General features: G+C 70.8%; 11 protein-coding genes. 4 read left to right on the top strand and 7 right to left on the bottom strand.

The window, feature by feature from the left end:
- Positions 1–43: 43 nt before the first annotated feature.
- Positions 44–760 (top strand): LppX_LprAFG lipoprotein, encoded by a 717-nt coding sequence (locus tag A7G45_RS17780; protein WP_166651508.1) that lies wholly within the window; start codon positions 44–46, stop codon positions 758–760.
- A complete protein-coding gene (locus A7G45_RS17785) occupies positions 760–2337 on the top strand; it encodes an MFS transporter (RefSeq protein WP_260939015.1) in 1578 nt (525 codons plus the stop codon). The genes A7G45_RS17780 and A7G45_RS17785 overlap by 1 nt, the downstream gene beginning before the upstream one ends.
- 76 nt (positions 2338–2413) lie before the next feature.
- Here the strand turns inward: A7G45_RS17785 and A7G45_RS17790 are convergent, their stop codons facing one another.
- The 7 genes from A7G45_RS17790 to A7G45_RS17820 all read right to left on the bottom strand — a co-directional run bounded on the left by A7G45_RS17790 (position 2414) and on the right by A7G45_RS17820 (position 9909).
- Positions 2414–2653, bottom strand: a complete 240-nt coding sequence (locus A7G45_RS17790; protein WP_260939016.1) for a hypothetical protein — start codon at positions 2651–2653, stop codon at positions 2414–2416.
- 327 nt (positions 2654–2980) lie between these two features.
- Complete coding sequence (ribD, locus tag A7G45_RS17795) at positions 2981–3991, bottom strand: bifunctional diaminohydroxyphosphoribosylaminopyrimidine deaminase/5-amino-6-(5-phosphoribosylamino)uracil reductase RibD (RefSeq protein WP_344258537.1); 1011 nt, start codon at positions 3989–3991, stop codon at positions 2981–2983.
- Positions 3988–4695 carry a ribulose-phosphate 3-epimerase gene (gene rpe / locus A7G45_RS17800; protein ID WP_260939017.1) on the bottom strand — a complete coding sequence of 236 codons (708 nt, stop codon included), beginning with the start codon at positions 4693–4695 and terminating at the stop codon, positions 3988–3990. Before rpe ends, ribD begins: the two co-directional genes overlap by 4 nt.
- A gap of 5 nt (positions 4696–4700) precedes the next feature.
- A complete protein-coding gene (locus A7G45_RS17805; RefSeq protein ID WP_377042077.1) occupies positions 4701–6212 on the bottom strand; it encodes an RsmB/NOP family class I SAM-dependent RNA methyltransferase in 1512 nt (503 codons plus the stop codon).
- Positions 6209–7135, bottom strand: coding sequence for a methionyl-tRNA formyltransferase (fmt, locus tag A7G45_RS17810; RefSeq protein ID WP_260939019.1), 927 nt, complete (start codon positions 7133–7135; stop codon positions 6209–6211). The genes A7G45_RS17805 and fmt overlap by 4 nt, the downstream gene beginning before the upstream one ends.
- A 36-nt stretch (positions 7136–7171) precedes the next feature.
- Positions 7172–9172 (bottom strand): primosomal protein N', encoded by a 2001-nt coding sequence (locus A7G45_RS17815; RefSeq protein WP_260939022.1) that lies wholly within the window; start codon positions 9170–9172, stop codon positions 7172–7174.
- Complete coding sequence (locus A7G45_RS17820; RefSeq protein WP_260939024.1) at positions 9169–9909, bottom strand: lysoplasmalogenase; 741 nt, start codon at positions 9907–9909, stop codon at positions 9169–9171. Before A7G45_RS17820 ends, A7G45_RS17815 begins: the two co-directional genes overlap by 4 nt.
- On the opposite strand from A7G45_RS17820, the gene A7G45_RS17825 reads away from it, so the two are divergent.
- Both A7G45_RS17825 and A7G45_RS17830 read left to right on the top strand, forming a co-directional pair.
- Positions 9908–10831 carry an alpha/beta hydrolase gene (locus A7G45_RS17825; protein WP_260939026.1) on the top strand — a complete coding sequence of 308 codons (924 nt, stop codon included), beginning with the start codon at positions 9908–9910 and terminating at the stop codon, positions 10829–10831. The two genes, A7G45_RS17820 and A7G45_RS17825, sit on opposite strands and share 2 nt — an antisense overlap.
- 3 nt (positions 10832–10834) lie before the next feature.
- Positions 10835–11809 (top strand): alpha/beta hydrolase, encoded by a 975-nt coding sequence (locus A7G45_RS17830; RefSeq protein ID WP_260939027.1) that lies wholly within the window; start codon positions 10835–10837, stop codon positions 11807–11809.
- Positions 11810–11821 lie beyond the last annotated feature (12 nt).

Consider the following 11821-nt stretch of genomic DNA (forward strand, 5'->3'; position numbering starts at 1 on the left):
CGAGGCAACTGGTTAGTCGGCCGCACCTATTACGATGCAGGGCATGCAGACGCGCAAACGCTCCGCCATGCTTGTTTCCCTACTCTCCACCGTGATGGCCGGGGTGCTCCTGGTCTCCGGTTGCTCGAAGTCCGAGGCCCCCTCGGCACCGCTGCCCGACGCCACCGCGCTGCTCAAGCAGTCCGCCGACACCACCCGCGGCCAGCAGAGTGTGCACCTGGTCCTGACGGTCAACGGCAAGATCGCCAAGCTGACCGTGACCAAGCTGACCGGTGACATGACGCTGACCCCGGCGGTCGCCGGCCAGGGCAAGGCCAACCTGTCCGTGGGCGGCATGGGCGTCCAGGACGCCCCGTTCGTCGTCTACGACAACCACCTGTACGCCTCGCTGTCGTCCGGTGGCCCGCTGTCGGACTTCGGCCCCGCCGACGCCATCTACGACATCTCGGCGATCCTGCGCCCGGAGACCGGCCTGGCCAACATCCTGGACAACTTCACCGAGGCCAAGGCCGTCGGCCGCGAGGACATCAACGGCGTGAAGACCGTCAAGGTCACCGGCACCGTCAGCGCCGACGCGGTCAACAAGATCGCCCCGCAGCTGAAGGTCACTCAAGCCCTCCCGGGCACCGCCTGGATCGAAGAGGGTGGCAACCACCAGCTGGCTCAGGCTCAGCTGGAGACCAGCCCGGGCAACAACCTGCAGATGACGCTGACGGACTGGGGCAAGCCGGTCACCGTCAACAAGCCCGACGTTCAGTAATGGCCGGGGGCAATAACCGCCACGTCGCGATAGCCGCAGGCAGTATCGCGGTCCTGCTCGGCGCGCTCGACACGTATGTCGTCGTGACGATCATGACCGACATGATGAAGGACCCGCCGGACGGGATCGGCATCCCGATCAACAAGATCCAGCAGGTCACGCCGGTCGTCACCTGGTACCTGCTGGGCTACATCGCGGCGATGCCGCTGCTGGGCCGGGCCTCGGACCGGTTCGGCCGCAAGCTGGTGCTGCAGGCGAGCCTGGCGCTGTTCGTGGTGGGCTCGATCGTCACGGCGATGGCAGGCATGTTCGCCCCGGCGAACGAGGTGATCGAGCCGCTGATCCAGCTGATCGTCGGCCGGACCATTCAGGGTGTCGCCAGTGGCGCGCTGCTGCCGGTGACGCTGGCCCTGGCCGCCGACCTGTGGGCCGCGCGCAACCGCGCCGGCGTGCTGGGCGGTATCGGTGCGGCGCAGGAGCTGGGCAGTGTGCTCGGCCCGCTGTACGGCGTGGCCGTGGTGTGGCTGCTGCACGACTGGCGGGATGTCTTCTGGATCAACGTGCCACTGACCATCGCGGCCATGGTGATGATCCACTTCAGCCTGCCATCGCGCATCGAGACGGAGACGCCGGAGAAGGTCGACGTGCTCGGCGGCGTGCTGCTTGCCGTCGCGCTCGGGCTGGCGACCTGGGGTCTGTACAACCCGAACCCGGACGGCAAGCAGGTCCTCCCGGAAAACGGCCCGCCGTTGCTGATCGGCGCCGCGGTCGTCGCGGTCGCGTTCTTCGTGTGGGAGAAGATGGCCCGCACGAAGTTGATCGATCCGGTGGGTGTGCACTTCCGGCCGTTCCTGGCGGGCCTGGCGTCATCGCTGTGCGCGGGCGCGGCGCTGATGGTCACGCTGGTGAATGTCGAGCTCTTCAGCCGCGGTGTGCTCGGTATCGACCAGGCGCATGCGATCTTCAAGCTGGCGTGGTTCCTGGGTGCGTTGCCGGTCGGCGCGCTGGTCGGCGGGTGGATCGCCACCCGGGTCGGCGACCGGATCGTCGCCTTCGTGGGCCTGCTCATCGCGGCGGCCGCGTATCTGCTGGTGTCGCACTGGGACATGGACGTGCTCTCGGCCACTCACGACCTCGTGGTGGTGTCCTTGCCGAAGCTGCCGACCGATCTGATCATCGCCGGCCTGGGGCTCGGCCTGGTCATCGGACCGCTGACGTCGGCGACGCTGCGGGTGGTGCCGACGGCCCAGCACGGCATCGCCTCGGCCGCGGTCGTGGTGTCGCGCATGATCGGCATGCTGATCGGCATGGCGGCGCTGTCGGCGTGGGGGCTGTACAAGGTCCAACAGGCGCTGTCCTCGATGCCTGCGGTCAAGGGCGTCGACCTGGCTGACGCGGCCGCACAGATCGCGAAGAACACGAAGACGGCATACACCATGCAGTACAGCTCGATCTTCCTGATCACCGCCGTCGTCTGCGTGGTGGGTGCGCTGGCCGGGCTGTTGATCGCCGGCCGCCACGAGCAGGCCGACGAACCCGAGAACGCCCCCGAGGCTGATCCGGCGCCGGTCGCCTGACCCGTGACAACAACGGAGCCGCAGAGTCGATCGACTCTGCGGCTCCGTTGTTTCTGGCCTGTTCAGTGGCGGCGTGCTAGCACCGCTCCACACCCGGGCGCATCAGCACCACGTTGTCCGGGATGTACGCCGAGGTCGGCGCGGGGGCCGCGTGGGGCCCGTTCGCGTGTGCCGCGAGGCGTTCCAGCGCCCCGTCCACGGCGTCGTCGAATTCCTCGACCACACTCAGCACCGCCCGCAGGGGCCGGCGGAACACCATGTCTTTGATGCCATCTTCAACCGGACGGAAGCTGAGCCAGTCCTGCAATGCAGTCATGCTCTTATCCTTTGCTCGTGTTCACCTTCGCTCTAACGACATCGGTGAGCGCGATATTTCTGCCGGATCCAGATGACCCGGTCTCTGTACCCAATTTTACGGATGCGAAATCGTGGCCTCCTGCACGAATGCCGAGGCGTTGATCTCGAACTGATAACGATTAGCAAAACTAAAGATGGGGCGCGGTGAGGCCAATCACACTGCGCGCCACGGTGAATCGCACGTCTCAGCAGCTTGCGGGAATCAATTCGGACGGTTCAGCGGGCGGAACTCACGGGCCGAGCCCCCACGGTGGCCGCAAAAAGTTCGCTGGAAGTCGCCGAGCAATCAGTTCGGCACCAGACTGAGCCGCACGTCGGCGCCGACGGTCGCTACCCCGTCGAACCGCCAGCGGCGGGCCTGCGAGATGGTCGGCACGCCGACGTCGTGGATCGCGGTGATCGGTCCGCCCAGCAGCGTCGGCGCCAGATAGGCCAGAATCCGGTCCACCAACCCGGCCCGCACGAACGCCCCGGCCAGGGTCGGACCGCCTTCGAGGATCACGTCGGTCCGGTCAGACAGCGCCTGCAGTACCTCGAGCGGGTCGTGTGTCCGGATCACCATGGTCCGGGATTCGTCGTTCAAGACGTTGGACTCCGACGAAATCTCACGCTCGCCGACGACGACCCGCAGCGGCTGACGGGCAGCCAGAGTGCCGTCGGTCAGGCGTGCGGTCAGCGTTGGGTCGTCCGACAGCACGGTTCCCGTCCCCACCACGATGGCGTCGGCGACCGCGCGGTGCCGGTGCACGTCAGCCCGGGCGGCCGCACCGGTGATCCACTGGCTGGTGCCGTCGGCGGCGGCACTGCGGCCGTCGATGCTGGCCCCGAACTTCCACGTGACGTGCGGGCGGCCGGTGCGCTGGCGGTGCAGCCACTCCCGCAGCGGCCCGCCGGAAACCTCATCGGCGAGGACGCCCAAGGACACCGTGACACCGGCGTCGGTGAGCCGCTGAGCACCGCCTGCGGCGACCGGATTCGGGTCGGACACGGCGAACACCACGGCCGCCACCCCGGCATCTAGCAGCGCGTCGACGCAGGGGCCGGTGCGGCCCTGATGATTGCACGGCTCGAGAGTCACCACGGCGGTGCCGCCCGTGGCCCGGGTACCGGCCCGGCGCAGCGCCATCACCTCGGCGTGCGCCTCCCCCGCCGGCTGGGTCCCGCCAACGCCGGCCACTTCGCCGTCGCGGTCCAGGATGACCGCGCCGACCGGCGGATTCGGGTAGGTGGTGCCTTTCACCGCGTAGGCCTGGCCGATGGCCATCCGCATCGCAGCCTCGAGTGCCTCCGGCGTCACAGCACCAGGTGCGGCGAGGCAGCGGCGGCCTGACGCCGCAGGGCCTCCACGGCGGCACCTGGGTCGGCCGCGTTGTAGACCGCGGAGCCCGCGACGAAACAGTCGACGCCGGCCGCGGCGGCCGCCTCGATGGTGTCGTCGTTGATGCCGCCATCGATCTCGACGACCAGGGTCAGCTCACCGGCGTCCACCAGGCGGCGCACCGCGGTGACCTTGGGCAGCACCTCAGCAATGAACTTCTGGCCGCCGAACCCGGGCTCCACCGACATCACCAGCAGGGTGTCGAACTCGCGCAGAATTTCCAGGTACGGCTCGATCGGGGTGCCGGGTTTGACGCTCAGGCCCGCCTTGGCGCCGGCGGCCCGGATGTCGCGGGCGACGGAGATCGGGTCGTCGGTGGCCTCGGCGTGGAACGTGACGTTGTAGGCGCCGGCCTCGGCGTAGGAGGGCGCCCACCGCTTGGGGTCCTCGATCATCAGGTGGCAGTCCATCGGGATGTCGGTGACCTTCAGCAGGCTCTCGACGACCGGCAGACCCAGCGTCAGGTTGGGGACGAAATGGTTGTCCATGACGTCGACGTGCAGCCAGTCGGCGCCGGCGACTGCCGCGGTCTCGTCGGCGAGCCGGGCGAAGTCGGCGGAAAGGATAGACGGCGCGATCAGCGGGGCGTGGGCGAGCGGAGCGACGGAAGATGGTCCTGCCATGGCGGTCAGACTACTTTGAGCGCGGCCGCGAACATCGCATCGGTGCCATGCCGATGTGGCCATAACTGCACATGTGGTCCGGGGCCCAGCCGATCAGCCGGGGCGAACAGCGGGCGGGTGTCGATCGCCTCGACGGGCTGACGGCGCAGCGCGTCGGCGATCACCCCGACCGTCTCGGCCAGGTGCGGCGAGCAGGTCGCGTACAGCACCACACCGCCGGGGCGGGTGAGTTTGATTGCCGCGGCGAGCAATTCGCGCTGCAAGCGGGCCAAGCCGGGCACATCGGACGGCTGCCGGCGCCACCGCGCCTCGGGCCGGCGACGCAGTGCGCCCAGGCCAGTGCAGGGGGCGTCGACCAGGACACGGTCGAAGGAGCCGGGCTCCAGACCGGAGTCGCGGCCGTCGACCCGGAGCACCTCGACACCCATGCCGGTGGTGTTGCGCTCGACCAGCTCAGCCCGGTGCTCGGTCGGTTCGACGGCGATCACCTCGGCACCGCACTGCGCGGCGATGGCCGCCAGCATCGCAGTCTTGCCGCCGGGACCCGCACACAGATCCAGCCAGCGGGTGTCGTTGCCCTCCAGCGGCACCTCGGTCAGGGCCCGGGCCACCAGCTGGCTGCCCTCGTCCTGCACCTGTGCCAAGCCGTCCCGGATCGGGTCCAGCTGGCCGGGGTCACCGCCGGGCAGGTACACCGCGTACGGCGAAAACCGGCCGACATCGCCGCCGATCGCCGCGGCCAGCTCCTCGGCGCTGATCTCGCCGGGGCGGGCCGCCAGGTGCACGAGGGGACGTTCGTCGTCGCTGGTGAGCATCGCGTCCAGCTCCCCTGCGTCAGCGCCCAGGGCGTCGGCGAAGGACTGGGCCACCCAGCGCGGGTGGGCGTGGGTGAACGCGGTGTGGCCGATGGGGTCGGCAGCGGCCGACGGTGCGAGCTCGGCCACCCAGGCGGCTTCGTCCTTGCTCGCGATGGCTCGCAGCACGCCGTTGACGAAACCCGCACGCACCGAATCGAATTCGACGCCGGCCTGCTCGACGGTGGTGTCGACCGCGGCGTGGGCGTCGACCCGGGTACGGAGCAACTGGTAGGCGCCGAGGCGCAGCAGGTCCAGCAGCACGGCGTCGATCCGGTCGGTGGGCCGGCCGGCGGCACTCTCGATCACCGCGTCGAGCAGTCCGACACAGCGGCAGGTGCCGTAGGTCAGCTCGGTGGCGAAGGCCGCATCGCGGCCCTCGATGCCGCGGTCGCGCAGGATCGCCGGCAGCGCGAGGTTGGCGTAGGCGTCGCGCTCGGACACGGCACGCAGCACGTCGAACGCCGCCTGGCGCGCCGGATCCAGCGGCTTACGGCGCGGGCCACGCGGCGCGCGCCGCTCGGCGTCGGCCGGCCGGGCCTGCTGCCGGCCCGGCTGTCTGCCCGGCTGGCGGTCCTGACGATCCCGGCCGCCCGAGCGTCCCTGATTGTTCGGACGACCCTGCCGCCCGCGATCGCCGCCGCGTCCGTTCCGTTCGGTCACCGGGCCACCACACCTTCGTCCAGCCGGGCGCCGCGCGCCCAGTCCGCTGCCTTCATCGCCTTCTTCCCCGGCGGCTGGACCGTGCCCAGCCGCACCGGAGTGCTGCCCGTGCCGATCAGCACGCCCGCCTTCTGCACGCGAATTGCGCCGGGCGCCAACGGTTCTGCCTCGACCGGGACCACCGGACCGAGCTTGACCCGCAGGTCGCCGATCTCCGTCCAGGCTCCGGGGTTCGGAGAAACCGCGCGGACGCGGCGGTCGATGACATGCGCAGGCAGGTCCCAGCGCACCCGCGCGTCTTCGACAGTGACCTTGGGGGCGACCGTCACGCCGTCGGTGGGCTGCGGCACCGCGGTCAGCGCACCGTCCTCGACACCGTCGAGCGTGGTCTCCAGCAGGCCGGCGCCCGCGTCGGCCAGCCGGGCCAGCAGATCGCCCGCGGTGTCGATGGGCCGCACCGCCTCGGTCATCACGCCATACACCGGCCCGGAGTCCAGGGCACGTTCGATCTGGAAAGTCGTGGCGCCGGTCACCTCGTCACCGGCGGCGATGGCGGCCTGCACCGGCGCGGCGCCGCGCCAGGCCGGCAGCACCGAGAAGTGCAGGTTGATCCAGCCCAGCCGGGGCACCGCCAGCAGCTCGTCGCGCAACAGCGCGCCGTAGGCGACGACGGCACAGCAGTCCGGCGCCAGCTCGGCGAGTTCGGCGACGAACTCGGGCTCATTGGGCTTGGCCGGCCGCAGCACCGGAATGCCTTCGGCGAGAGCAAGTTCCGCGACCGGAGACGGCGCCGGCTTGCCGCGACGACCAGAGGCCGCGTCAGGACGGGTCAGCACCGCGACCACCTCGTGGCGGGGCGACGCGATGAGCCTGCGCAATGAAGGCAGCGCGGGTTCCGGTGTTCCGGCGAAGACGATACGCACGATCCACCAGGCTACTTGTGGTCCACCCGAACACCCTCATCCGATGTGCAGCGGATCGATCTGCACCCGCACCGGCTGCTGATCGTGGCGGGCGCTGAGCACTCCGGTCGCCCGGCGCAGGGCCGCCGCCAGCACCAGCCCACGGTCGCGCGAGACGCGGACCAGCATCCGGTGCACGGGTGTGCCCGGGTCCAGACCGGGCGGTCGGCGGGCGCCGAACGGCAGGTCGACGGGACCCAGCACCTCGGCGTCGGGCGGCAGTGCGGCGGCCTCCAACAGCGCGTCCGCTGCCTCCGGGATGCCGTCGACGGCGGCGAGATGCACCGCCGGTGGCAGCCCGACCTCGGTGCGGCCGTCGAGTTCGGCCTCGGCATGCCCGACCGGGTCCCAGCGCACCAGCGCCTGCACCGTTGGGATCGACGATTCCGCGACCACCGCAACCGTGCCGCCGGCCGCGCGGTCGAGCACCATGGCCGATGCCGACATCCAGCGGCGGAGCGTGTCCTCGGCGGCCCGCAGATCTTGGCGGCCCAGCAAGGCCCAGCCGTCCAGCAGCAGCGCCGCACCGTAGCCGCCGTCAGCGCGCGGCTCGGCGCCCGGGGTGGCCACCACGACCGCGGGGCGTCCAGGTACCTCGGCCACCACGGCGTCACCGCCGGAGGTGACGATGGGCACGCCAGGGAAGGTCCGGCCCAGTTCCTCGGCGGTGCGCCGGGCCCCGACCACCACGGCACGTACCGCATCGGAGCCGCACCGGCCACAGCGCAGCGCGCTGTCCTGACGGCCGCACCAGCGGCACACCGCGCCGACGGTGTCCCGGTCGAGCAGCGATAGCGGGCCCGTGCAGTGCCGGCATCGGGCGATGGTCCGGCATTTGCCGCAGGCCAGCGCCGGGACGTAACCGCGGCGCGGCACCTGCACCAGCACCGGCCGCCCGGCGCTCAACGCGGCGCGCGCGGCGCCCAGCGCCATCGACGGCAACCGCGCGGTGCGGGCGGCGGCGTCGCGTTCGTGGGTATGTGCGTCGTCGTCGAGCGCGACGACCCGCGGAGCCCGGGCCCGCACCACACTGCGCCCGGCGACCAGATCGTGCGCCCAATTGCTGCGCACCAGCGCCTGCGCCTCGGCAGTGCGCGAGAAGCCACCGATGATTGCGCCACAACGCAATTGGTGTGCACGCAACATCGCGACCTCGCGGGCGTGCGGATACGGCGCCCGGGGCTCGGAGAGCGAGTCGTCGCCGTCGTCCCACACGACGATGAGCCCGAGGTCGGCGACGGGCGCGAACACCGCGCTGCGCGTGCCGATCACGAGCCGGGCCTGGCCACGCAGCACCGCCAGCCACCGCCGGTAGCGCTGGGACGGGCCGAGGCCCGCGGACAGCGCCACCACCCGGTTGTCGTCGACCAAGGTCAGGGCCGCGGCGTGGACGGCGTCCACGTCGCGCTGGTCCGGGACGATCAGCAGCGCACCGCGCCCGGCGTTGACGACGACGGCCGCCGCCTCACACAGCCGCTTGGCCCAGTCCTCCCCCGGCAGGGCCTGCCACACCGCGCGCGCCGCCCGGCCCTCGGCGAGCGCCTCGAGGAACTGCTCACCGCGGGCGTACGGCTGCCAGGCACCGGGGTCGACGTGCTGCGGAGCGAACGGCGGGAGTTCCGGCGGCGGACCTTTCTCCACGGTGGCGTGCCGCGGCGGAATGGCCAGCCGCAGCACGTCGGGTCGGCTGCCGGCGTACCGGGCGGCCACGGCTTCGGCGAGGCGCTGCACATCCGGGGTCAGAACCCGCTCGGCCGAGACCACGCGGTCCAGCCAACCGAGCTTGCCCGAATGGTCGGTGTCCGAACGTCTTTCGAGAATGAATGCGTCGACCAGGCGGCCGTTGAACCGGACCTTGGCCCGGACGCCCGGCTGCGCGTCGTCGGACAGGTCGGCAGGCACCAGGTAGTCGAACTCGCGGTCCAGGTGCGGCACCGACAGCATCGGCAGCACCCGAGCCACGGGCTCGTGTTCGGCCTGCGTCCTGGTGACGGTCACGCAGCCGGTGTAGCAGACAGGGACGACACCGTCGACACCGTCCGGCCAGCGAAGAACCCGGCGGTGATCAGGAGCAGGGAGGCGGCGTAGGCCCACCAGATCGGGACCGCCAGTGTCTCGTCACCGAGGACGAACTTGCTGATGCCGATCATGCCGTCACTCACCGCGAAGCACAGTGCTCCGAGTGCGGTCCAGCGGGTCGGCAGGTCGGCGAACAGCGCCGTGCACACCATGGCCACCAGGACGGCCATGTAGATGGTGACGGGGATGGTCATCTTTTGCGCGACCAGGCTGGGCCAGAACCAGACGACCAGCCCGATGCAGACGACGACCAGCACCGCGGCGCCGGCCGTGGCTGCCGGGGTACGCCGGGCCAGCGGCAGCAGCGCTGCCAGGAAACACAGGTGCGCGATCAGGAACGAGCCGAGCCCGAACACGAACGACGGCACCCCGCCCGGCTGCCACCACGGCATGGCCAGCAGGAAGTCACCGCCTGCCGAGAACACCAGCGCGGCCACCAACCAGCGGCGTTCACGGACGATGGCGTGTCCGGCAGCGGCCGCGGCCAGCAGCAGTGCGGGCAGCGCCTTGATCTCGGGCTGCAGGGCGAACTGTCCGGTCAGGTCAGCGCCCGACGGCAGCCGCAGCGCCGTCGCGATGAGGAAGATGCCGTAGCCGGCGGCGACCACTGCGGCCGCCACCCACAGCCGCCAGCGCGGTGCGTACGGTGAACTCATGTCGGACACTGTGCGTCCCCCACTCGATCCCATTCTGCAAAAGGTACTGGAAGCGGTTCCGTTCCAATTGACCATGGATGGCGGCGTCGAAGCCGCTCGTGCGCGGTTCCGTGAGCTGCCGCGCAAGGCGGTGTTCCCGGAGGTCCGCGCCGAGGACCGCGTCATCGGCGAGGCGCCCGTCCGGATCTACTGGCCGCCGAATATCGAACCGTCGGCACCGGTGGTGCTGTTCTTCCACGGCGGCGGCTGGGTGGTCGGCGATCTGGACACCTATGACGGCACCGCCCGGCTGCATGCCGCCGGGACCGGCGCCGTGGTGGTGTCGGTGGATTACCGGCTGGCCCCCGAGCACCCGTTCCCCGCGGCGGTGGACGACGTCTGGGCCGTCACACAGTGGGTGGCCGCCCATGCCGACGAGATCGGCGGTGACCCGAATCGCCTTGCCGTGGCCGGTGATTCAGCCGGCGGAAATCTCGCAGCCGTGGTCGCACAGCTGGCCCGCGATGCCGGCATCACGCTGCGAGCCCAGCTGCTGTGGTACCCGGCGACCACCTGGGACACCTCGCTGCCGTCGTTCACCGAGAACGCCGACGCGCCGGTCCTGGGCCGCGACGCCGTCGGTGGTTTCTCATTGCTGTATGCCACGGGCGTCGACCTGCGGAATCCGCCGGCCGCACTGGTGCCCGCGCGCGCCGAGTCACTGGCCGGGCTGGCACCGGCGTACATCGCCGTCGCCGGATACGACCCACTGCGCGACGACGGCATCAGGTACGGCGAGATGCTCACCGCTGCAGGGGTTTCCGTCGAGGTGCACAACGCCGAGACCGTGGTGCACGGCTATCTCGGCTACCACGGCGTGGTGCCGGCGACGACCGAGGCGGCCGACCGCGGAATCGCCGCATTGAGGGCCGCGTTAGCCTGAGGCATGACCTCGGATGTGACGCCGGACACTCGCCCTGATATCGACCCGATCCTCAAAGCTCTCCTGGACGCCGTGCCGCTGGAGTTCACCATCGACGACGGCGTCGAGGTGGCCCGGGCCAAGATCGCAGCGATGCGACCCCCCGCGGCGATGCTGCCGGACCTGCGGATCGAGAACCGCGTGCTCGATTGCGGTGACGCAGGCCAGATTCCGGCACGTATCTACTGGCCGCCCATCGATGGTGAGACGCGTCCGCTGCCGGTGGTGGTCTTCTACCACGGTGGCGGCTGGGCGATCGGCGACCTGGATTCGCACGATCACGTGGCCCGGGCCCACGCCATCGGCGCCCGCGCCATCGTGGTGTCGATCGAGTACCGGCTGGCACCTGAGCATCCGTTCCCGGCCGGTATCGAGGATTCCTGGGCCGCGCTGCAGTGGGTTGCCGCGCATGCCGCCGAACTGGGCGGCGACCCGGCGCGCATCGCAGTGGCCGGTGACTCCGCGGGCGGCAACATCTCCGCGGTGATGGCGCAGCGGGCGCGCGACGCCGGCGGCCCGAACCTGACGTTCCAGCTGCTCTGGTACCCCGCGACCACGGGTGACACCACGCTGCCGTCGTTCACCGAGAACGCCGACGCACCCATGCTCAACAGCAATGTGACCGCGGCCTTCCTGTCCTGGTACCTGCCCGGCATGGACATCAGTGACGCCTCGACGCTGCCGACCGACCTGGCCCCGGCCAACGCCGAGTCGCTGGCCGGGCTGCCGCCCGCTTACATCGGCACCGCCGAGCACGACCCGCTGCGCGACGACGGCGCCCTGTACGCCAAACTGCTTGCCGCAGCCGGGGTTCCGGTCGAGTTGAGCAACGAACCGACCATGGTGCACGGCTTCGTCAGCCTCGCGCTGGCCTCGCCGGTGGCCACCGAGGCCACCAACCGGGGCCTGGCGGCCCTGCAGGCTGCCCTCTACGCCTAGCTGTTCTCTCGC

The organism is Mycolicibacterium llatzerense (genome assembly GCF_025331195.1).
Taxonomy (GTDB): Bacteria; Actinomycetota; Actinomycetes; order Mycobacteriales; family Mycobacteriaceae; genus Mycobacterium; species Mycobacterium llatzerense.

Excerpts from the sequence above, each read along its gene's own strand:
- A7G45_RS17780 (WP_166651508.1), top strand. The coding sequence starts at position 44 with ATGCAGACGCGCAAACGCTCCGCCATGCTTGTTTCCCTACTCTCCACC.
- A7G45_RS17785 (WP_260939015.1), top strand. The coding sequence starts at position 760 with ATGGCCGGGGGCAATAACCGCCACGTCGCGATAGCCGCAGGCAGTATC.
- A7G45_RS17790 (WP_260939016.1), bottom strand. The coding sequence starts at position 2,653 with ATGACTGCATTGCAGGACTGGCTCAGCTTCCGTCCGGTTGAAGATGGC.
- rpe (WP_260939017.1), bottom strand. The coding sequence starts at position 4,695 with ATGGCAGGACCATCTTCCGTCGCTCCGCTCGCCCACGCCCCGCTGATC.
- A7G45_RS17825 (WP_260939026.1), top strand. The coding sequence starts at position 9,908 with ATGTCGGACACTGTGCGTCCCCCACTCGATCCCATTCTGCAAAAGGTA.
- A7G45_RS17820 (WP_260939024.1), bottom strand. The coding sequence starts at position 9,909 with ATGAGTTCACCGTACGCACCGCGCTGGCGGCTGTGGGTGGCGGCCGCA.
- A7G45_RS17830 (WP_260939027.1), top strand. The coding sequence starts at position 10,835 with ATGACCTCGGATGTGACGCCGGACACTCGCCCTGATATCGACCCGATC.